Below are 20,105 nucleotides of genomic sequence, written 5' to 3'. Positions count from 1 at the left end.
GTTTAAGAAACGTCGTCCTCAGGCGTCGCTTCTAAGCCGATCAATGATGCTTGGCGCTGTGACAGTGCCGATGCGTTTGCCGTCCTCTGTCACATCAAGGCGCGCATTGGTCCCCTCAAGCTGCGCGATCAATTCGGCAACCGGGGTTTCGGCATTCACAGATGGGGACGCGGCCCCGGATGCCTTTCCCATCACATCGCGCGCGGTGAGCACGCCGAGCGGGTTCATGTTGGCGACGAAATCGGCGACATAGTCGGACGCCGGGTTCGAAAAAATCTCGCGCGGGGTGCCGATCTGTACGATCCGTCCGCCTTCCATGATGGCAATGCGCCCGCCCAGTTTGAACGCTTCGTCCAGATCGTGGCTGACAAAGATGATCGTACGCTTGAGGTCGCGTTGCAAGTCAAGCAGTTCGTCCTGCAATCGTGTCCGGATCAAAGGATCAAGCGCGCTAAAAGGTTCGTCCATCAGCAAAATCGGCGCTTCCGTCACAAAGGCACGGGCAAGACCCACGCGTTGCTGCATGCCTCCGGACAATTCGCCCACTTTGCGGTCTGCCCAATCGGCCAGACCGACAAGTGCCAGCTGCTTTTCGGCACGCTCAAGGCGTTCCTTTTTCGGCACGTCAGACAGTTCCAGCGCCAATGCCACGTTGTCGCGCACGGTGCGCCACGGCAGCAGGCCAAATTGCTGAAACACCATCGACACGCATTCGCGGCGGACCTGGCGCAGGTCACTTGCCGAACAACTTTGTACATTGGCCGACCACGCGCCGTCGTGCACGTTCACATGGCCGCGCACCACCGGGTTCAACCCGTTGACCGCGCGGAGCAATGTCGATTTTCCAGACCCGGAAAGTCCCATGAGGACAAGGATCTCACCCTCTGCGACGCTTAGGCTACAGTTGTGAACACCCAGAACCTGGCCTGTTGCCGCCTCAACCTCAGACCGGCTTTGGCCCTCGTCCATCAGCGGCAATGCCTTCTCAGGCTTGTCGCCAAAAACGATTGAGACGTTGTCGAATTCTACAGCTGTCGTCATTTGTCACCCACCCGCAACATACGGTCCAACATGATTGCAACCACCACAATGATAAGACCGGATTCAAACCCCAGCCCGGTGTTCACCTGGTTCAGCGCCCGCACCACCGGCACGCCCAGCCCGTCCGCCCCGACAAGGGCCGCGATCACCACCATCGACAAGGACAACATGATGGTCTGGTTCAGGCCCGTCATGATCTGAGGCAGCGCATAAGGCAATTCAATCTTCCACAATGTCTGGCTCGGTTTCGCCCCGAATGCCTCGGCCGCCTCAAGCAGGGATTTGGGCGTTGATGAAATCCCAAGCTGGGTCAGGCGGATCGGGGCGGGCAGCACAAAGATCACTGTGGCGATCAGGCCGGGCACCATACCGATCCCAAAAAACACAATCGCTGGGATAAGATAGACGAATGTTGGCAGCGTCTGCATCAGATCAAGCACCGGACGCATAAAACGGTAAAGACGCGGGCGGTGCGCCGCCGCAATGCCGATGGGCACACCCACACCCATACACACCACACATGCCGACAGCACCAGCGTCAGGCTTTCTGTGGTTTCCTCCCAATAGTCCTGATTGAGAATGAAAAGGAACCCCAGCACCACAAACACTACCGTTTTCCAGTTGCGCTGGATCACCCATGTCAGACCTGCAAAGGCTGCTATGATGATGAAGGGATGGGGCGTTTGCAGCACCCAGAGGATCGCTTCAATCAACCATTCCATCGCCGTGGCCATGCCATCAAAGAACCATTCGCCATTGATCTGCAGCCAGTCGAGCGCATCTTCGGCCACGTCCGCGATCGGTATTTTGTTATCGGTGAGCCAATTCATGTGTGTCCCTCAAAGATGGTCTAGGCAATCGAATGTGAAAAAGCCCGCCCAATACGGCGGGCGGGCTTTGTCAGTCATGTGGTAAATTTACTCCAGCGCCGCCTTTGCAGCTTCCAAACCGTCGCTACCGTCGAGGTGCGTGACACCGGCAAGCCATGTGTCAAGAACTCCGGCATTGGCCTTGATCCATTCCGCTGCGGCCTCATTTGGCTTTTTGCCATCGTCCAGAATCGCGCCCATGATTTCGTTTTCCATGGCAAGGGTGAATTCCATGTTGTTCAACAGTGCGCCCACATTCGGGCATTCAGCCACGTATCCGGCGCGGGTGTTGGTATAAACCGTGGCACCGCCAAGGTCCGGGCCAAAGAAATCATCGCCGCCTTCGAGATAGGTCAGTTCAAAGTTGGCATTCATCGGGTGCGGTTCCCAGCCCAGAAACACGACGGGATCGCCCTTGCGATCAGCGCGGGCAACCTGCGCCAACATGCCCTGTTCAGAACTTTCGACCACTTCGAAGTCTTTGAGATCAAAGGCGTTCGCGTCGATCATCGACTGGATCAGACGGTTGCCGTCATTGCCGGGCTCAATGCCGTAGATCTTGCCTTCCAGCGCTTCGAATTGTGCGGCGATGTCAGCAAAGGTTTTGATGCCCATGTCGGCAGCAGCTTTGTTGACGGTCAGCGTATATTTTGCACCCTCAAGGTTTGCGCGGACCGTATCAACGGTGCCTGCTTCGCGGTAAGGGGCGATGTCAGCTTCCATCGTTGGCATCCAGTTGCCCAGGAAAACGTCAATGTCGCCTGCTGCCATGGATGTGTAGGTCACAGGCACCGACAGGATCTTGACCTCGGTCTCATATCCCAGCGCATCCAGCACGACAGAGGCAGCCGCAGTTGTTGCGGTGATGTCGGTCCAGCCCACATCAGAAAAGGTGACTTTTTCACAGCCTGCAGCGGCCACAGATGTGGCAACAGTCAGGGCAAGTGCAGATGTTGCAAGCAAGCGTTTCATGGCGTTGGTAACTCCCAAAAGGATTTTTATTGATTGGTGAGCCAATAAAAAGCCATCCGCCATTGTATTGCAACTAGAAATGTCTTTGCTACATTCCTTTGCTTTGTGGATGACCGGGCCCCGACGAAACGGCGCGCAGGCATATGGTGGCACCTCTCGCTTGCGCCCGACCCCTTCCCGGCCCTAGTATTCCACTCATTATTTAACTGCATCGGATTGTTCATTTGACTGCCGCCCCCCGTCGAACAGGGTCTCGCACCCTCTTGCGCAATCTGCGTCTCATCTCTGGTTTGTATCTGCTTGGGTATGTGACATCACACCTGATCAATCTCAGTCTGGGCCTGATCTCAATTGAAGCAATGGATGCGGCGCGCCCGTATCTGTCGGGGATATGGGGCACCGACGTGACGCGGCCGATCTTGTTGACGGCACTGCTGGTCCATTACGCGATTGGCCTGTGGTCGGTCTATGAACGGCCCCGTATCGGCGGCACCGTTCAGGATCTGGTGCAGGCGCTTTCAGGTTTGGCTGTGATCCCCCTTTTGTCGATCCATGCCGTTGGCGTGGTCATGTTGCAAAGGGTGGGGGTCGATGTGGATTACGACCTTATTGTGCGCATCTTTTGGCTGAGTAATCCGGGATATGGGCTGATCCAGGTGCTGTTGTTGTCCGTTGTCTGGGTCCATGGTGCGGCTGGGTTTTTCATGTGGCTCCGCTCAAAACCCGCGATTGCATCGGCGTTGCCCTGGATTTACCCGCTTGGGGTGGCGGTTCCTGTTCTGGCCTTGCTGGGATTCACTGCTGCGGGCCGGATTGTTCTGGCCTCGGGGATCGGCCCCCAAGTCGTACAAAGCGAAATTGCACCGGGGTATGCTGCCCCTGAAATACCTTTTGCCTTGATCATGCAGATCCAGAGTTCGGTGATTTGGGGGTCTGTCGTCTTGGGGTTGCTTGTGCTTGCTGCGCGCCTAATACGGTTTTCGTTGGCCAGGCCTGCGTTGATCCACTTGAGGACAAAAGATGTGGGGTCCTTTGAGGGGGACACCGGGCAGACATTGTTGGACGCGTTCCGCACGCACGGACAGCCCCATGCGAATTTGTGCTCTGGTCGCGGCCGATGCGGAACCTGCGCCGTGCGCATCCTGAAAGCCGAGACGGACCTGACGGCCCCGTCGGCACTGGAACGCGCCACATTGGACCGCCTGAAATTCGGTGGCGATGTGCGGCTCGCCTGTCAGCTGCCCCTGACCAGCGGCGGGGCGTTGACGGTCGAAAGGATAAATGAGCCGGACTTCAGCTTTCATGAAGAGGAGAAAACACAGGATTCTCCACCGCAGGTGTCCGCATGATGCGCCTCATCTTTGCCGTGACCGCATGCCTGACTTTCTGGCTGGTTCCCGTGGGTGCATCGGCCCAGAACGCGGTGATCACTGATCCGTCTGCCAATGATCTGCACGAATTCACCCGCCTCTTGTCGGACGAACGCATACAAAACTGGATTGCGACCCAGGCGGATGATGCAAACCTTGCAGATACCACACGATCTCAAACCATGCGCGATCAACTGGTCAGGGTGTTGGACCAGACCCGTACCCGGATGGGCGATATTGCGCAGGCCTGGCAGGTATTGCCCACGACACCTGGACTATTTGCAGAACAGTGGCGCACCAAGCTGAACTCAGGCAAGCAGGTGCGCGGACTGACCTTTGTGATGATCTTTCTGTTTGTCGGTGCCGGGCTTGAATGGCTTTTTCGGCAATATACCAACGCCCTAAAGCTGCGGATTGAACTTCACCGTGTCGAAACCATCCGGGGCCGCATTGGTGCCGCCTGTTTGCGCGCGCTGATTGCGCTGGCTGGTCTGGCGATCTTTGCGCTTGGCAGCATCGGCGCTTTTGCGGCTTTTGACTGGCCGCCTGCCCTCGAAGGGTTTGTCCTTAATCTGCTGGTTGTCATCTTTTCAGTGCGCGCCATTCACAGCGTGCTGGTCCTGTTTTTGGCCCCATCGGTGCAGGAATTGCGGCTGCTGCCCCTTGGCAATCGGTTTGCCAGAAACCTCAGCAGGGTACTTTTGTGTCTCACGGGTCTCTTTGTGCTGGCGGCATCGCTTTCAGGTACATTCCCCCGTGTGACGGGTCTAGCGCTTGACTCAGCACACGCGCTTGGCGTCAGGCTGGTGCTGGCGGCCGTGGCACTTGTCGCCACGTATATCGCGATTTTTGTCACGTTCCGCTGGGCCAAGCCGCTCAGCAAGCCCGCGCGCATGTGGCGGCTGTATCTGGCGGTGCTGGCCACGTTGGCCTTTGGTGCATTGGTGCTGGGTCAGGTCGCGCTGATGTGGACGCTGGTGCTGATCGGTCTGTTGATCCCCAGCTTGCGGTTGCTCAGAATTTGGGTCGACGGCGCATTCGAACGTGCTCAACCCCCAGAGCTCGCCGCGGTTTTGCCGCTGACCGACGAGGCCGATGAGCAGATCGAGTTCATTGAAGAGGCAAGTTCCCTGCCCCACCCTTACGAAAGTTACCGCCCCATCGCGCAACGGCTGGTGCGGTTCATCGCCCTGTTTGGGGTTGGCATTGCGATTGCATTGATCTGGGATCTGCGGGTGTTTGAGCGTGCGGCGTCCCCGACGCTTGCGGGCAAAACCGTCGCTTTGTTGATCGACAGCGCCGTTGCACTGTTGATTGCCGATCTGGTTTGGGTCTGGGCCAGTTCCGCGATTGATCGCCGTCTTGATGCCTATCAGCCGCCCGAACCGGGCACCGCACCGGGACCAGAAGCGCGGATGGCCACGCTGTTGCCGCTGCTCCGGGTGACATTGATGATCACGTTATTGGCCATGGTTGCGATGTCGATCCTGACCTCACTTGGGGTTAATGTGGCACCGCTTTTGGCCGGTGCCGGGGTTGTTGGCGTGGCCATCGGCTTTGGTGCGCAATCGCTGGTCAAGGACGTGGTGTCGGGGATATTTTTTCTCATCGACGATGCCTTTCGCGTTGGCGAATATGTTGAGATCGACAATCTGCGCGGCACTGTCGAACGTATCTCGATCCGGTCGCTGCAAATCCGACATCACCGCGGCGCTGTGCACACACTGCCCTTTGGGGAGTTGCGCCATCTGACCAACCATTCGCGCGACTGGGTGATTATGAAGCTCGAATTCCGCGTCCCGTTTGATACGGACCTGAAGCTGGTGAAAAAACTGATCAAGACCATTGGTACGCAACTGAAAGAAAACGAAGAATACGGTGCCAGCATCCTTGAGACCCTGAAATCACAGGGGGTGCGGCGGATGGAAGAGTTTAACATGGTGGTGGGCGTCAAGTTCATGACCCGCCCCGGCGAGCAATGGCTGGTGCGCCGTGATGCCTATCAAATGGTGCGTGATGCGTTTGACGCCAACGGGATTCGGATGGCCGAACGGAACGTCAAAGTTGAGGTGGCAGGCTCTGAAACGATGACAGATGCAGAGCGTCAGGCAGTTGCGGGGGCTGCACAACAGGCCATTGAACGCCAGATCGGACCGGGCGCTCCGATCCCGGATGAACCCTGAAGGACCGCTGCGCGCACCTGACGCAGTGCAACTTGCTTTCGTTTGCCGGGCGAACTGCTATGATGGTTCAGCGAACAGAAAAAACATAAAGGCTGCCTCCTATGAGCCTGTCCCGGAACAGTTCAGAATTCACCCGTTGTGCCGACTGCAACATCCGCTACCGCGCGGTGTGTTCAACATGTGATTCCGATGAATTGAGCAAGCTGGAAGACATCAAATATTACCGGACCTATGATCCCGGACAGCCGATTATGTTTGAAGGTGACGAGATGCATTTTGTGGCTTCAGTGGTCACCGGTGCCGCAACATTGTCGCGCACATTGCCCGATGGGCGGGTCCAGATGGTCGGTTTGATGCTGCCATCTGACTTTATCGGCAGCCCCGGCCGCAATACGGTTGGCTTTGATGTCACGGCCATCCAAAAGGTGACGCTGTGCTGTTTTCGGCGCAAGCCTTTTGAGGCACTGGTGGCCGTCACCCCGCATATCGGACAACGCCTGCTGGAAATGACGCTGGATGAATTGGATGTCGCACGCGAGTGGATGATGCTGCTCGGCCGCAAAACGGCACGCGAGAAAATCACTTTTTTGCTGGCGCTTATCGCGCGACGCACGGCAGACCTGCATATGAAAGAAGTGTCGGATGGCCTGGAATTCGAGATGCCAATGTCACGCGAGGCAATGTCGAACTATCTGGGGCTTACCATTGAGACTGTCAGCCGCCAGATGACCGCCCTGCGAAAGGATGGTCTTATAACACTGACCGGCACACGCAGCATCAAGATCCCTGATATGGCGCGGTTGAAAGCCGAAACTGGAGACGAAGAGATCGCGGGCAAGTTCTAGCTTATCTGCACATTTCCGGGCCTCGGCCCTAATGTGCAAACAGGATCGGCAGCCCGGCCTTTTCCAACATGGTCCTCGTAGTGCCGCCAAAAAGCACCTCGCGCAGGCGAGAATGTCCATATGCGCCCATCACGATCATGTCACAGCCCATTTCCTGCGCTCGTTGGCCCAGCGTCTCAGCAATTGTGGATTCTGTACGGGTCATGACGGCTACTTCGCATTTTACGTTATGGCGGGCCAGGAACTGCGCAAATGCACCACCGGGGTCCGACCGATCAGGCGCGTCCTTTGAGGGGTCTACCAGCGCCACATAAACCTTTGCGGCCTTTTGCAGGAACGGCATTGCCAGCCGCGTCGCGCGCAGCGCCGTGGGGCTTTCATCCCAGGCCACCATGATGCTGTTTGCGGGTGCAGTAACTGCCACGTCCGAGGGCAACATCAACAATGGTGCATCCGCATCAAAGAGGATCGTTTCTGCGATCCTGCTGGAATATCCTGCCTCTTCACCAGAGGGGCGCACCTGAACAACCAGATCGCTGAACCGGATGTGGCGAATGATGTCAAAGGCCATGCCTGATGTGAAACAGGCGACAGGGTCCACGTCCCATCTGATGTCTTCTCTCATCAACCGGGCCGTGGCATGATTTGCCAATGCATCGGCACGGTCCTGGGCATCATCAAGCCCGATCGAGGCCGGCACCGCATCAATGGCACCGAACATCACACCGGCTTGCGCAAAACCGATGCCAAGCGTCAGAACCTGCAGATGTGCGTCGCATGTGCGGGCAAATGCAATTGCTGCGTCAAGCTGTTCATCTGCGCTGCTTTGATGGGTCAGAATCGTTGTGAGCGTCTGAATAGACATGGTTTTCCTCCCCTGGACGCCATTCGAGTGAGTCTGACAGAAATTGTCGCCACTTTCTTTGACCTTACCCCAAAACAAAGCTCTGAATTATTGACACAGATCAAAGACCCTTTTGTCCGAGGCTGTCATTTCTGCCCCCAATACGCACTGCTGACGCTACCCAGAGGGCCAACCATCTGGCGTGCGGCGCAAAAAGGGGACAAGATATGACGTCTGATTATGTCAAATTGATCGCGCTTGCGCTGATCACGGTATTTGCGGCCATCGGGGCCGACTGGGGTCGGGATCTGGCCTATCAGGTGCATGCGTTGCTGATCATGGCAATCGCGGCAGGCATGTTCATCTGGGTGTTGCGCAACACGGACGAGCCCCCACGCAGTGGCATTGATGCCAACGGCTATATGGACGATGTGGTGCGCGCAGGCGTCATCGCTACCGGGTTCTGGGGCGTTGTCGGATTTCTGGTCGGCACGTTCATTGCCTTTCAACTGGCGTTTCCGGCGCTCAACTTTGAATGGGCGCAACCCTATGCCAACTTTGGCCGTCTGCGCCCGCTTCATACATCGGCGGTGATTTTTGCCTTTGGTGGCAACGCCCTGATCATGTCGTCGTTTTATATCGTGCAGCGCACCTGTGCGACGCGGCTCTGGGGCGGGAACCTGCGGTGGTTCGTGTTCTGGGGCTATCAGCTGTTTATCGTGCTGGCCGCCACCGGGTATCTTCTGGGATCTACTCAATCCAAGGAATACGCCGAGCCGGAATGGTACGTCGATATCTGGCTGACCATCGTTTGGGTCTCCTATCTGGTGATCTACATGGGCACACTTATCAACCGGCGCGAAAAGCACATCTATGTCGCCAACTGGTTCTTCTTAAGCTTCATCGTCACCGTGGCGATGCTGCATCTGATCAACAATCTTTCGCTGCCGGTCTCTGTCTTTGGCTCCAATTCAGTTCAGCTGTTTTCGGGCGTGCAAGATGCCATGACACAGTGGTGGTACGGCCATAACGCGGTGGGCTTTTTCCTGACGGCGGGTTTCCTTGGTATGATGTACTATTTCGTGCCCAAGCAGGCGGGCCGGCCTATCTTCAGCTATAAGCTGTCGATCATCCACTTTTGGGCGCTTATTTTCCTTTATATCTGGGCTGGTCCCCACCACCTGCATTACACGGCCCTGCCCGATTGGGCGGCGACCCTTGGCATGGTTTTCTCGATCATCCTCTGGATGCCAAGCTGGGGTGGCATGATCAACGGCCTGATGACGCTGAATGGTGCCTGGGACAAGCTGCGGACCGATCCGATCATTCGGATGATGGTGATCAGCCTCGCGTTCTACGGCATGTCGACCTTTGAGGGTCCGATGATGTCGATCCGCGCGGTCAATTCGCTGTCGCACTACACCGACTGGACCATTGGTCACGTACACTCAGGCGTCCTGGGCTGGAACGGTATGATCACCTTTGCAGCGCTGTATTTCCTGACGCCAAAACTCTGGGGTCGTGCGCAAATGCATTCGATGGCCGCGATCAACTGGCACTTCTGGTTGGCCACAATCGGCATCGTTCTTTATGCGGCGTCCATGTGGGTCACCGGCATCATGGAAGGTTTGATGTGGCGTGAGGTCGATGCACAAGGGTTCCTCGTCAACTCTTTTGCCGACACCGTTGCTGCGAAATTCCCAATGTACATCGTGCGGGGATTGGGCGGGGTCATGTATCTGGGCGGTGCGCTGATCATGATTTGGAACATGTGGATGACCATCCGCGGCGGAGCACGCGTAAGCGCGCCCGTCGGTGTGGTTGCCGAGTAAGGACGAAGATATGTCAGATAATCAAAACACCCCCGCCCCCGTGAAAAAGACCTTCCTGAGCCGCCATGCGGCAATCGAACGCTCCGCGACTTTGCTGATGGTGCTGTCGCTTGTGGTTGTCACTGTGGGTGGGATCGTTGAAATTGCGCCGCTGTTCTACCTTGAGAACACCATCGAAAAGGTCGAAGGCATGCGCCCCTACACGCCGCTTGAATTGAAGGGGCGCGAAATCTATGTGCGCGAGGGTTGTTATGTGTGCCACAGCCAGATGATCCGCCCGATGCGGGATGAAGTGGACCGGTATGGCCACTACTCGCTCGCTGCGGAATCAATGTATGATCACCCACACCAATGGGGGTCCAAACGCACTGGGCCAGACCTTGCACGGGTTGGCGGGCGCTATTCAGATGGCTGGCAGGTCGATCACCTGATGGACCCTCAATCGGTTGTCCCTGAATCGATTATGCCGAAATACGCATTCCTGTCGCGCACCCCAATCGAAGCCACATATATTCAGGACCTGGTCAAGACACACCGCGCTGTCGGGGTGCCTTATTCGGATGACATGGTTGAAAATGCGGCGGCCGATTTCAACGCACAAGCCGATCCCGACAGCGACTATGACGGGCTCTTGGAACGCTATCCCGGTGCCCAGGTGCGCAATTTCGACAGTCAGCCGGGCATCACCGAAATGGATGCGATGGTGGCTTATCTGCAAATGCTGGGCACGCTGGTTGATTTTTCAACCTTCACCCCAGACGCCAGCCGCTAAGGAGACCCATAATGGATACCTATTCATGGATGCGCCAATTCGCGGACAGCTGGATGTTGCTGGCGATGACATTGTTTTTCCTTGGTGTGATTTTCTGGGCGTTTCGCCCGGACAGCCGGGAAACCCACAGCGACACATCGAACATCCCTTTTCGCAATGACACCTCACCGGGCCGCGACAGCATCGAAGGTGACAGCGACCGCATGAAGATCGGAGGCGCACAATGACCGCCAATAAAACACCTCCCGGCAACACCAAACCCGTTGATGACGTCACCGGCATTGAGACAACGGGCCACGAATGGGACGGCATCAAAGAGTTAAACAATCCCCTGCCGCGCTGGTGGCTGTGGTGCCTGTACCTCACCATCATCTGGGGTATCGGATATACAATTGCCTATCCGGCATGGCCCCTGATCAATGGGGCGACCTCGGGGCTGCTTGGCTACTCGACCCGCGCCGAAGTGGCCCGGGATATCGAACAGTTTGAAGCGTCGAATGCAGACCTTGAACAAAAACTTTCAAATATTGAATTTGCTGCTCTTGGCGAGGATGAGGCGCTTTACCACTACGCGGTGTCCTCTGGTGCGGCGGTATTTCGAAACAGTTGTTCGCAATGCCACGGGTCCGGGGCGGCAGGGGCCAAGGGCTATCCCAACCTGCTGGACGATGACTGGCTCTGGGGCGGCACCTTTGACGACATCGTGCTGACAGTGCGCCACGGCATCCGCAATGACACCGATGATGATGCGCGGTATTCGCAAATGCCTGCGTACGGCGATATCCTGGAAGCAGGTGAGATTGATGCGCTGATTGAAACCGTGCGTGGCCTTGCCGGCGAAGAACATGACGCAGGCCTGGCGGCGACGGGAACCCAGATTTTCGCCGACAATTGTGCCGCGTGTCACGGCGACGCAGGTTTGGGCGACCGAACTCAAGGCGCGCCGAACCTGACGGACGCGATCTGGCTATATGGCGGCGACCGCTTGAGTTTGCGCGAGTCCATCACCAATGCACGGTTCGGCGTGATGCCCGCTTGGGGACCGCGTCTGAGCGATGCGCAAGTGAACGCGGTTTCCGCCTATGTCCACCAACTGGGCGGCGGCGAACGCGACGCGCCCTGATACGCGCAGAGCACTTCGGCGCGTGGCTCTGTTCGCACCAAGCCCGCGCTTGAAGGAGGGGGTGTCCGAGGAGGGACGCCCCCTTTTCTATGTACGATCGGATCTAGGCATCGGTGTCTGCAAAGTGAACAATGACGCAGGTCGCCTGAATTGCTGGGCAGGTTAACTGGACACCATCGGATCACAGCCTGCACCGATACAGATGTGCCAAATGTTGAATGTCAATTTCGCTTTGAAATGCGTCAGGGTTTCTATCGATCACCTCAAGGATCATATCACGGCGCGCACGGGTTTCCTCCTCCGGGTCATTGGGGGGCTGCGCGCAGTCGGTCGACGGTACCAGAGCTTTCCAGAGGTCTTTGAAGCGTCTCAATATGGCTGGTCGCGATAGAGTAAGGGAGGTCACGGCAAGCTCCTTTTGGCTTTAAGGTTCGGCTTCCATGTTAGCTGACGACCCAAAAATCTGGTATCGTGTCAGATATTGTGTTGTTCTGCAAAAATGAAGAACGCGTTTCGGAACTGGACTGACCTGCGTGTGTTTCTGGCGGTTGTCAGGAACGGCTCGACGTTGGCTGCATCGCGTAAACTGGGCGTTGCCCAACCCACAGTCGCCCGGCGCATCGAAGCGTTGGAAAATGAAATCGGGCTAACGTTGTTTGACCGCGATACCCGAGGGTTCAAGCCGACGAAAGAAGCACGCAGCCTTTGTCCGCTGGCAGAAGCCGTTGAAGAGGCTATCGAAGACTTTGCCAGAAAGACACATGAACTGAGCAAACGCCGACCAATCCGCATCACTGCCCCGGGCAGTTTTTCGGACCGTGTGACGGACATATTCAGCGAGTTTATTGCCTTGAATCCGGGTGTCTCATTCGAGTTTGTGTCCAGTTTCAAGGTGCTGGATCTTTCCGCAGGCGAAGCCGATATTGCGCTGCGAGTTGCAAAAAGCGAACCAGATGAGACACTTATCTGCCGGAAAATCAGCACTGCAAAATGGGCATTGTTCGGAAGCCAAGGTTATGCAGACAGACACGGCCTACCCAGTTCCCCAGAAGATTTTCAGGGCCACAAATTCGTGACTTTCGAGCATGACGACGTTCCAGACTATCTGCACAATTGGCTGTTACGCCATGTGTCGCCGGACCAAATTGTGCTGTCTGTCAGTGAAATGGGCCTGATGATGGCCTCGATCAGGGCGGGTCAGGGCCTCGGCCTTGTTAACCTGCGGCTGGCTGCTTCTGATCGCTCACTCATCCGGTGTTTTGGCGACATCGAGGAACTGTCGAGGTCAAATATGATGCTGATCGCACCGGTCGCGTACCGACGCCCCGAGGTCAAGGCCTTTACCAAGTTCTTTGCGCCACGCTACGCTGCAACCTTCAAATAGGCAAACCCCCAGCCATTCCAAAATCGAGAACGCTCGATGATCAAAACCAGCGGATTTGTTCCCGCAGAGCGATGGCCGTAACCTTTAAGGCTGAAGAGGTCAGGTCACAATCGGCTCTGGTCAGGCCGTCACCGGGGTAGGCTTATATGGTCGATTTGCGGACAGACCGGACCTGCGCCGATCAGGACCAAAGAGCATTCAACCGATGTCTTTCGCGCGCACTGCTCTCGACCAGTGCTTGTCGAGCGCGAATGTCCATTCCTCCGGATGCGCCCTAATCAACCTTTCCAGTTCACAAAGCCACTGCTGTGTTGTCTCCAGCAGATCTTCGCGAGGTTCAATGCTCGCTCCAAGACAGAGCGAGATGGTGTCCTTGGTTTGCACAACTGTCGCGGGTATGATGGGAACACCGGCCTTTAGCGCGAACCGTGCTGGCCAGCCGGTGATGCCGATCGGCTGACCAAAAGCCGAAGCCCGCACCGTATCGCTTGCAGAGTTTATCGGTTCCTGCGAGGGCGGAGCGTTTGTGATGCGATCGACAGTACCAACCACGAGCCGCCCGTCCTTAAGCGCAGACAGCACTTTTCGGGCCACGATTGTCGGCTTTTCCACCCGAATATCCAAAAATTCACAGCCGAGATTCCTGTATATCTCCAATTCTGAAGAGGCCCGTCTCGCATCTCCTCCCGAGCGCACTAGAGCCAGCAAGGGGTAACGTCTTGCCAGTCCCCGCCCCATTGCAAGCGAGGCATGGGTATGCGGGATGACCAACACCCCGCCGCCCCTTTCCAGGATCTCTTCAAGTCTTCGTTCTTCGGGAATGTGAAGCATGGCATCGATTGCGACCGTGCGACCGTGACGAACCTGCTCCATCCGGTTCATTCCGCGACAGAATCCACGTGCGAAATTTGCAAATAGGCGTCTGGTGTCTTGGTCATTCACATTTCTCGAAAGCGCGACAAACGTTGGACGCACCATATTGCCGGGCAACAGGTAGGCAATCCAAAGTGCGAGCCCAAAGAAACCATAACCGACCCTTCGCACAGGCATGGGTTGGCGCGCCAACCAACCTGCAAACAGGTTGTACGCGACCCAAACACGGTCCTTGGTCTTGGAGAAGCTCATCTCTTTGCCATTTTCTCCGTGGTTCCATCTGCATTCTACGCAAAAGAGAGCCAAGACGCCAATACCTTCGACCATGTAAGAAGCGTAACTGAAAGTCAGGGTTCCGTTGCCATCTCAAACGCGGGTCGCAACCGGGCCCATCCAAAGCGATATTCACAGACGTTGCCTAGGGCTCTGCTTTGGGCTCCAACCCCACCCTTTACCGACCAATGTGCCCCTTAAATTTCTTGACCCAGATCAAAGCGGCCCCTGCCGCCATCCTTCATAACACCCGTGCGAACAGACCCAGCTAGATGGACCGATTCCTATGGCCGATGCGCCTCCTCCCCTTTACGCTCCGCGCGAGCCGATCTTTCCGCGCCGTGTCACAGGATTTTTCCGCTCCCTGAAATGGTGGATCATGGGGGTGACGCTGGGCATTTATTACCTGCTGCCGTGGCTGCGATGGGACCGGGGACCGAACCTGCCCGATCAGGCCGTGCTGGCCGATCTGGCAAGCCGGCGATTTTTCTTTTTCTGGGTCGAGATATGGCCGCACGAATTTTATTTCGTGGCCGGGTTGCTGATTATGGCAGGGCTTGGGCTGTTCCTGTTTACCTCGGCTCTCGGCCGCGTTTGGTGCGGCTACGCTTGCCCGCAAACTGTCTGGACCGATCTTTTCATACTGGTAGAGCGCTGGATCGAAGGCGACCGCAACGCGCGGTTGCGGCTGTTCAAAGCCAAGTGGGATTTTCGAAAATGGCGGTTGCGGGTCAGCAAATGGATTGTCTGGTTGATGATCTCAATCGCCACAGGCGGCGCCTGGGTTTTCTATTTCACCGACGCACCCAGCCTGGCCCGCAATCTGGTGACGCTTGACGCGCCTGCGGTGGCCTATTTCTCAATCGCGATCCTTACAGCGACGACCTTTGTCTTTGGCGGGTTCATGCGCGAACAGATCTGTATCTACATGTGTCCCTGGCCGCGCATTCAGGCCGCGATGATGGACGAAGGTACGCTTACCGTCGGTTACCGCGACTGGCGCGGCGAGCCACGTGGCAAACATCGCAAAGGCGCGCGCGCCGCCGCCGCCACCCGCACCGCAACCGCCTATGCCGAAGAAACCGTTGAAGAAGAAGCCCCGCAACAAGGCGATTGCATTGATTGCATGGCCTGCGTGAACGTCTGCCCGATGGGCATCGACATTCGCGATGGGCAGCAGTTAGAATGCATCACCTGTGCGCTGTGCATTGATGCCTGTGATGACGTTATGGACAAGATTGGCAAGCCACGCGGTCTGATCGACTATCTTGCTCTTGAGGATGTCCCGCCCCCTGATCTTTCACCAGCCGATGACACCTGGGAACCCCGCCCTTGGTGGCAACATGTTCTGAAAGCGCGCACCATCCTTTACACGGTGTTGTGGTCGGCAGTTGGCCTTGGCCTGCTCTTTGCGCTTTTTGTGCGCTCGGATATTGAACTGACGGTGTCCCCGGTGCGCAACCCGACTTATGTGATGCAAAGCGATGGGGCGATCCGCAATATCTATGACGTGCGTCTGCGCAACAAATCTGGTGAAAATCGGGCGTTTCGGTTATCACTGACCTCGGATGCAACTCTGGACATCGCGCTGCAGGGGGAAACCGGTTTGGACGTCACAGTGCCCGCTGACACCACCTTCTTGCAGCGGGTCTATGTCACGGCCAGCCGCGATGATCCCGCAGCTCTGGCGGACCGGACTGATCTGCGGCTCTGGGTCGAAGATGTCGACGCGGACATTCGCGCCAGCGTGGGCACGGTATTCAACGGAAAGGGCAGCGAATGAAACGGACACTGACAGGTTGGCACGTATTTGCGATGTTTGTTGGGGCCTTTACCGTCATTATTGGCGTGAACCTGACGCTCGCCTTTCAGGCCGTTGCAACCTTTCCGGGGCTGGTGACCAAGAACTCCTATGTCTCTAGCCAGGAGTTTGACGCCGACCGGACGGCTCAGGATGGGCTGGGCTGGGACGTTGGTGCAACGGTCAAAGGCGGCATGCTGCACCTGATCATAACCGATGCCGCAGGTGTGCCGGTGCAGCCCACTGTGGTAAACGCAACACTTGGTCGTGCAACCCATGTTGCCGATGATATCAATCCGGCGTTTTCGTGGACAGGTGCCGATCTGACTGCGCCTGTCAGCGTGTCACCGGGGTACTGGACCTTGTGGCTGAACCTTGAGGCTGAGGATGGCACCCCGTTTCGGCGGCGCATTCCGATGCGGATCAGGGCACCATGATGGCACTCGCGGAACGCCCCTCGATTGTTGCCTGTCCGGCCTGTGTTGCCACACCGGCTACGCGTACGCGCGAACAGGGTGCGGCGGAGGGTGAGACGCTTCATCTGTCGTTGCCGGCCATCCATTGCGCTGGCTGCATTGCCACGGTTGAACGGGGCCTGCTGGCGCGGGACGACGTGCGCCGCGCGCGCGTGAACCTGAACCGCAAACAAGCAACACTCACTGTAACACCGGGGACGCTGCCCGAAGCGCTTATCGACCATCTGGCAACGTTGGGGATACAGGCCAATCTGCTGGACAGCGGCGCTCTTGGCACAGCCAATGACACCCAAGGGCGGGCATTGTTGTTACGGATTGCCATCGCGGGATTTGCGATGATGAACGTGATGCTGATGTCCGTCGCCGTGTGGTCGGGTGCCGGAGAGGCCACGCGCACGTTGTTTCATTGGCTGTCTGCCGCGATCACCCTGCCCGCCATCGGATACGCAGCACAGCCGTTTTTCAGCAATGGCTGGCAGGCCCTGCGTGTCGGACGGTTGAACATGGACGTGCCGATTTCGCTGGCGTTGATCCTTGCCTCGGCGATGTCACTTTACGAGACTGCTGCAGGCGGGGCGGATGCCTATTTTGACGCGGCTCTGTCGCTGACGTTTTTCCTGCTTGTGGGCCGTTATCTGGACCATCGTTGCCGCACATCGGCCCGGTCAGCCGCCGCCGAACTGGCCGCACTGGAAGTCCCGCGCATCACCCGCCTGACCGACGCAGGACGCGAAGTCATCAATCTATCAGAGGCAGCAATTGGGGATAAAATCATTGTCCTGCCCGGCGGTCGTATTCCCGTCGACGGGATCGTGATTGACGGTGCAAGCGACATCGACCGCGCCATGCTGACGGGTGAAAGCCTGCCTATTGCGGCCCGAGCCGGGACCCAGTTAAGCGCGGGTGAGGTTAACCTAACCGGCCCACTGACCTTGCGTGCAACAGCCGTGGGCGACGATACCACGTTGCGGCGCATGGTAACGATGATTGACGCAGCTGAATCAGCGCGCAACCGCTATACCGCTCTGGCGGACCGGGCGGCAGCGATCTACGCCCCGGCGGTGCATCTGCTGGCGCTTGTAACATTTATCGGATGGTTTGCTTTGGCCGGTGACGCACGGCTGGCACTCAACATCGCCATTGCAGTGCTGATCATCACCTGCCCCTGCGCGCTTGGTCTGGCCGTGCCGGCAGTGTCGACAGCGGCGGCGGGGCGGTTGTTTCGGCGTGGCTTGTTGGTCAAGGACGGCACCGCTCTGGAACGGATTGCCAAGACCGATACAGTTGTCTTTGACAAGACCGGAACCCTGACCGAAGGACAGCTGGAAATTGACGCGCTAAGCGGGTTAAGCGACGATGATCGTGCCGTTGCCTTGGCCTTGGCGCAAAATTCCAGCCATCCGGTGTCGCGCGCGATTGCCCTTGGGCTGGCCGAGAAAACCCCTGCAGCCGTTTCACAGATCGAGGAAAAGGCGGCCCATGGGGTGACAGGCCAGTGGCAAGGGCAGAGTGTCGCGCTTGGCTCTGCCACATATGTAGGGGCCGCACCGAATGATTTGCATGGTGCATGGCTGCGGATCGGCGACAGCGCACCGGTGTTTCTGCCGCTTGTTGCGCGCCTGCGCGAAGGGGCCGATGACGCGATCAGGAAACTTGTCGATGATGGCCTTCAGGTGCATCTGATTTCAGGGGACAACCATGCGGCCACGCGGACCCTCGCAAACTCCTTGAATATCGCCAATTGGCACGCCGATCAGCGCCCCGAGGACAAGGTTGCCTACCTGAACAGCCTAGCTGCTGAGGGGCATCATGTATTGATGGTCGGTGATGGTCTGAACGATACCGGTGCATTGGCAGCGGCTCATGCCTCGCTCTCGCCCGCCTCCGCTGTGGATGCGGCGCGCGCAGCGTCAGATGTGGTGATGTTGGGTCAAAGTCTGGCTGCGCTGCCTGAACTGATCACAACAGCCAAACAGGCCAAGTCCCGCATCCTTGAGAATTTCGCGATTGCCGCGGGGTATAACGCGTTGGTCATACCCTTTGCGATGGCTGGTTTTGTGACACCGTTGTTGGCGGCAATCGCAATGTCGACCTCATCGATCACTGTGTTGCTCAACGCGATGCGCCTGACCTGGGGAGGAAGGACATGAACATTCTTGTCATCCTGATCCCGGTATCGCTCTGTCTTGGCGCATTGGGATTGATCGCCTTTTTATGGAGCCTGCGGGCCGATCAATATGACGACATGGACGGGGCCGCGTGGCGGATATTGCTGGACGACGATGCGGTGCCGGATGATGAGAAATCCGATAAGGGCAAAGCCTAGTTCAATGTGTCTCGCAAAGCGCCCTTGATGGCGTCAGGCAATAAAGACGTCGCACCGATTTGCGCCAGTGTGATGCTGCTTTCATCGCGCAACACATCCCAAAGGCGGTGCAATCCCTCTTCACCGCCCGCGGCAATGGCAAATTGCATGATGCGGCCAAGGAAGGTGAAATTCGCACCCAATGCGTAGGCCTTGATCACATCCTCGCCAGATCGCAAACCAGTGTCGAAAAACAGCGGGAAATCCGGGCCAACGGCATTGCGTATCTCGCGCAGCATGAGGATGGGTGATGGCGCACTTTCCAATTGCCGCGCACCATGGCTTGAGACCTGCACCGCATCAACGCCTGCATCGCGCATTGCAATGGCATCCTCGGCGTCCAGCACCCCTTTGACCACCAGCTTGCCGGGCCACATGTCGCGCAGACGGGCAAGCGTATCGCGGTCCGCTTTGGACCGGCTTTCCTTCCGGTCAAATTCGAAACCCGGCATGTCAAAATTAGCCATCTGAGGGCGGCCTTTGAAAACGGCCGTGAGCGACCAGCGCGGATGCAGCGCAAAATCGACAAATTGTTTGGGGCCGATCTTGAACGGCATGGTAAATCCATGGCGCAATTCGCGGGGTCTGCGGCCCACTTCCGGAACGTCAACAGTCAGGATGATGGTCTCGTAGCCTGCAGCCTTGGCACGTTCCACCAGTTTGAAGGTCCCCGTGCCGTCGCCGCTGAAATAAAGCTGAAACCACGCGTTGCCCTCGGCCGTCTCGATCAGGGGTTCCATCGCGGTTGAAGCAACGGTTGACACGCCCAGCGGCACTTTTTCACGCGCCGCAAGCCGCGCCAGCATCATATCTGCGCCGGGGCCTGCAAGGTTGCACATGCCCATCGGGCTGATGCCAAACGGCGCGCCCGCCGTCCCCCCAAAAAGCGGTACAGACAGCGACCGCTTGCTGACGTCGCGCAGTATACGCGGGCGAAACTCCAGCGCGTCAAAGGCCGCGCGGTTGCGCACGGCCCCGTTTTCTGCACCCGCGGCACCGTCGATATAGTCAAACACCATCCAAGGCAGACGGCGGCGCGCAATGCTCCGGGCATCCGCGCTTGAATGGATGTTTGACGTCAT

18 protein-coding genes are annotated in these 20,105 nt (G+C 57.5%); 12 read left to right on the top strand and 6 right to left on the bottom strand.

Features of this window, described 5'->3' with window-relative positions; all coding sequences use genetic code 11:
- Nucleotides 1–18 precede the first annotated feature (18 nt).
- The 3 genes from choV to ACEWL3_RS16610 all read right to left on the bottom strand — a co-directional run bounded on the left by choV (nucleotide 19) and on the right by ACEWL3_RS16610 (nucleotide 2,882).
- On the bottom strand, nucleotides 19–1,041 hold the full coding sequence (gene choV, locus ACEWL3_RS16620) for a choline ABC transporter ATP-binding protein (RefSeq protein WP_386184561.1): 1,023 nt from the start codon (nucleotides 1,039–1,041) through the stop codon (nucleotides 19–21).
- Nucleotides 1,038–1,871 (bottom strand): choline ABC transporter permease subunit, encoded by an 834-nt coding sequence (gene choW, locus ACEWL3_RS16615; protein ID WP_386184559.1) that lies wholly within the window; start codon nucleotides 1,869–1,871, stop codon nucleotides 1,038–1,040. Before choW ends, choV begins: the two co-directional genes overlap by 4 nt.
- 87 nt (nucleotides 1,872–1,958) lie before the next feature.
- On the bottom strand, nucleotides 1,959–2,882 hold the full coding sequence (locus ACEWL3_RS16610; protein ID WP_386184557.1) for a choline ABC transporter substrate-binding protein: 924 nt from the start codon (nucleotides 2,880–2,882) through the stop codon (nucleotides 1,959–1,961).
- 263 nt (nucleotides 2,883–3,145) lie between these two features.
- Here ACEWL3_RS16610 and ACEWL3_RS16605 point away from each other — a divergent pair, with 263 nt between their 5' ends.
- The 3 genes from ACEWL3_RS16605 to fnrL all read left to right on the top strand — a co-directional run bounded on the left by ACEWL3_RS16605 (nucleotide 3,146) and on the right by fnrL (nucleotide 7,280).
- Nucleotides 3,146–4,231, top strand: coding sequence for a 2Fe-2S iron-sulfur cluster binding domain-containing protein (locus tag ACEWL3_RS16605; protein WP_386184555.1), 1,086 nt, complete (start codon nucleotides 3,146–3,148; stop codon nucleotides 4,229–4,231).
- Nucleotides 4,228–6,435 (top strand): mechanosensitive ion channel domain-containing protein, encoded by a 2,208-nt coding sequence (locus ACEWL3_RS16600; protein ID WP_386184553.1) that lies wholly within the window; start codon nucleotides 4,228–4,230, stop codon nucleotides 6,433–6,435. Before ACEWL3_RS16605 ends, ACEWL3_RS16600 begins: the two co-directional genes overlap by 4 nt.
- Nucleotides 6,436–6,536: 101 nt before the next feature.
- Nucleotides 6,537–7,280, top strand: coding sequence for a transcriptional regulator FnrL (gene fnrL, locus ACEWL3_RS16595; protein WP_386184551.1), 744 nt, complete (start codon nucleotides 6,537–6,539; stop codon nucleotides 7,278–7,280).
- Nucleotides 7,281–7,308: 28 nt separating this feature from the next.
- On the opposite strand, the gene ACEWL3_RS16590 is transcribed toward fnrL, so the two are convergent.
- Complete coding sequence (locus tag ACEWL3_RS16590) at nucleotides 7,309–8,145, bottom strand: universal stress protein (protein WP_386184548.1); 837 nt, start codon at nucleotides 8,143–8,145, stop codon at nucleotides 7,309–7,311.
- Between the two features lie 206 nt (nucleotides 8,146–8,351).
- On the opposite strand from ACEWL3_RS16590, the gene ccoN reads away from it, so the two are divergent.
- The 5 genes from ccoN (at nucleotide 8,352) to ACEWL3_RS16565 (ending at nucleotide 13,235) form a co-directional block, all read left to right on the top strand.
- The gene (gene ccoN, locus ACEWL3_RS16585; RefSeq protein ID WP_386184545.1) at nucleotides 8,352–9,956 is read left to right on the top strand and encodes a cytochrome-c oxidase, cbb3-type subunit I; all 1,605 of its coding nucleotides are present in this window, start codon (nucleotides 8,352–8,354) and stop codon (nucleotides 9,954–9,956) included.
- Between the two features lie 10 nt (nucleotides 9,957–9,966).
- Nucleotides 9,967–10,728, top strand: a complete 762-nt coding sequence (gene ccoO, locus ACEWL3_RS16580; RefSeq protein ID WP_386184542.1) for a cytochrome-c oxidase, cbb3-type subunit II — start codon at nucleotides 9,967–9,969, stop codon at nucleotides 10,726–10,728.
- 11 nt (nucleotides 10,729–10,739) lie between these two features.
- Nucleotides 10,740–10,955 (top strand): cbb3-type cytochrome c oxidase subunit 3, encoded by a 216-nt coding sequence (locus ACEWL3_RS16575; RefSeq protein WP_386184540.1) that lies wholly within the window; start codon nucleotides 10,740–10,742, stop codon nucleotides 10,953–10,955.
- Nucleotides 10,952–11,851, top strand: a complete 900-nt coding sequence (gene ccoP, locus ACEWL3_RS16570) for a cytochrome-c oxidase, cbb3-type subunit III (protein ID WP_386184538.1) — start codon at nucleotides 10,952–10,954, stop codon at nucleotides 11,849–11,851. Before ACEWL3_RS16575 ends, ccoP begins: the two co-directional genes overlap by 4 nt.
- 499 nt (nucleotides 11,852–12,350) lie before the next feature.
- Entirely contained in the window at nucleotides 12,351–13,235 is an 885-nt protein-coding gene (locus ACEWL3_RS16565; protein ID WP_386184535.1) for a LysR family transcriptional regulator, read from the top strand.
- Nucleotides 13,236–13,433: 198 nt separating this feature from the next.
- On the opposite strand, the gene ACEWL3_RS16560 is transcribed toward ACEWL3_RS16565, so the two are convergent.
- A complete protein-coding gene (locus ACEWL3_RS16560; protein ID WP_386184533.1) occupies nucleotides 13,434–14,360 on the bottom strand; it encodes an LpxL/LpxP family acyltransferase in 927 nt (308 codons plus the stop codon).
- A 307-nt stretch (nucleotides 14,361–14,667) separates the two neighbouring features.
- Between ACEWL3_RS16560 and ccoG the strand changes: the two genes are divergently transcribed.
- The 4 genes from ccoG to ccoS are packed head-to-tail and all read left to right on the top strand — an operon-like array spanning nucleotide 14,668 to nucleotide 18,984.
- Nucleotides 14,668–16,164, top strand: coding sequence for a cytochrome c oxidase accessory protein CcoG (ccoG, locus tag ACEWL3_RS16555; protein ID WP_386184531.1), 1,497 nt, complete (start codon nucleotides 14,668–14,670; stop codon nucleotides 16,162–16,164).
- Nucleotides 16,161–16,619: a FixH family protein gene (locus ACEWL3_RS16550; RefSeq protein WP_386184529.1), complete on the top strand. Its 459-nt coding sequence runs from the start codon at nucleotides 16,161–16,163 to the stop codon at nucleotides 16,617–16,619. Before ccoG ends, ACEWL3_RS16550 begins: the two co-directional genes overlap by 4 nt.
- Nucleotides 16,619–18,808, top strand: a complete 2,190-nt coding sequence (locus ACEWL3_RS16545) for a heavy metal translocating P-type ATPase (RefSeq protein ID WP_386184607.1) — start codon at nucleotides 16,619–16,621, stop codon at nucleotides 18,806–18,808. The genes ACEWL3_RS16550 and ACEWL3_RS16545 overlap by 1 nt, the downstream gene beginning before the upstream one ends.
- A complete protein-coding gene (ccoS, locus tag ACEWL3_RS16540; protein ID WP_386184528.1) occupies nucleotides 18,805–18,984 on the top strand; it encodes a cbb3-type cytochrome oxidase assembly protein CcoS in 180 nt (59 codons plus the stop codon). Before ACEWL3_RS16545 ends, ccoS begins: the two co-directional genes overlap by 4 nt.
- Here the strand turns inward: ccoS and ACEWL3_RS16535 are convergent.
- Entirely contained in the window at nucleotides 18,981–20,105 is a 1,125-nt protein-coding gene (locus ACEWL3_RS16535) for an alpha-hydroxy acid oxidase (protein WP_386184525.1), read from the bottom strand. The genes ccoS and ACEWL3_RS16535 overlap by 4 nt on opposite strands.

The sequence above is a fragment of the Sulfitobacter sediminivivens genome, assembly GCF_042611115.2.
Lineage (GTDB): Bacteria > Pseudomonadota > Alphaproteobacteria > Rhodobacterales > Rhodobacteraceae > Sulfitobacter > Sulfitobacter sediminivivens.
Note: the sequence above shows the minus strand (reverse complement) of the source record. Positions and strands in the feature narration are given on the sequence as shown.

Excerpts from the sequence above, each read along its gene's own strand:
- ccoG (WP_386184531.1), top strand. The coding sequence starts at position 14,668 with ATGGCCGATGCGCCTCCTCCCCTTTACGCTCCGCGCGAGCCGATCTTT.
- choV (WP_386184561.1), bottom strand. The coding sequence starts at position 1,041 with ATGACGACAGCTGTAGAATTCGACAACGTCTCAATCGTTTTTGGCGAC.
- ACEWL3_RS16610 (WP_386184557.1), bottom strand. The coding sequence starts at position 2,882 with ATGAAACGCTTGCTTGCAACATCTGCACTTGCCCTGACTGTTGCCACA.
- ACEWL3_RS16590 (WP_386184548.1), bottom strand. The coding sequence starts at position 8,145 with ATGTCTATTCAGACGCTCACAACGATTCTGACCCATCAAAGCAGCGCA.
- ACEWL3_RS16565 (WP_386184535.1), top strand. The coding sequence starts at position 12,351 with ATGAAGAACGCGTTTCGGAACTGGACTGACCTGCGTGTGTTTCTGGCG.
- choW (WP_386184559.1), bottom strand. The coding sequence starts at position 1,871 with ATGAATTGGCTCACCGATAACAAAATACCGATCGCGGACGTGGCCGAA.
- ccoS (WP_386184528.1), top strand. The coding sequence starts at position 18,805 with ATGAACATTCTTGTCATCCTGATCCCGGTATCGCTCTGTCTTGGCGCA.
- ACEWL3_RS16600 (WP_386184553.1), top strand. The coding sequence starts at position 4,228 with ATGATGCGCCTCATCTTTGCCGTGACCGCATGCCTGACTTTCTGGCTG.
- ACEWL3_RS16575 (WP_386184540.1), top strand. The coding sequence starts at position 10,740 with ATGGATACCTATTCATGGATGCGCCAATTCGCGGACAGCTGGATGTTG.
- ccoO (WP_386184542.1), top strand. The coding sequence starts at position 9,967 with ATGTCAGATAATCAAAACACCCCCGCCCCCGTGAAAAAGACCTTCCTG.
- ACEWL3_RS16535 (WP_386184525.1), bottom strand. The coding sequence starts at position 20,105 with ATGACGTCAAACATCCATTCAAGCGCGGATGCCCGGAGCATTGCGCGC.
- ACEWL3_RS16550 (WP_386184529.1), top strand. The coding sequence starts at position 16,161 with ATGAAACGGACACTGACAGGTTGGCACGTATTTGCGATGTTTGTTGGG.
- ccoN (WP_386184545.1), top strand. The coding sequence starts at position 8,352 with ATGACGTCTGATTATGTCAAATTGATCGCGCTTGCGCTGATCACGGTA.
- ccoP (WP_386184538.1), top strand. The coding sequence starts at position 10,952 with ATGACCGCCAATAAAACACCTCCCGGCAACACCAAACCCGTTGATGAC.
- fnrL (WP_386184551.1), top strand. The coding sequence starts at position 6,537 with ATGAGCCTGTCCCGGAACAGTTCAGAATTCACCCGTTGTGCCGACTGC.
- ACEWL3_RS16560 (WP_386184533.1), bottom strand. The coding sequence starts at position 14,360 with ATGAGCTTCTCCAAGACCAAGGACCGTGTTTGGGTCGCGTACAACCTG.
- ACEWL3_RS16545 (WP_386184607.1), top strand. The coding sequence starts at position 16,619 with ATGGCACTCGCGGAACGCCCCTCGATTGTTGCCTGTCCGGCCTGTGTT.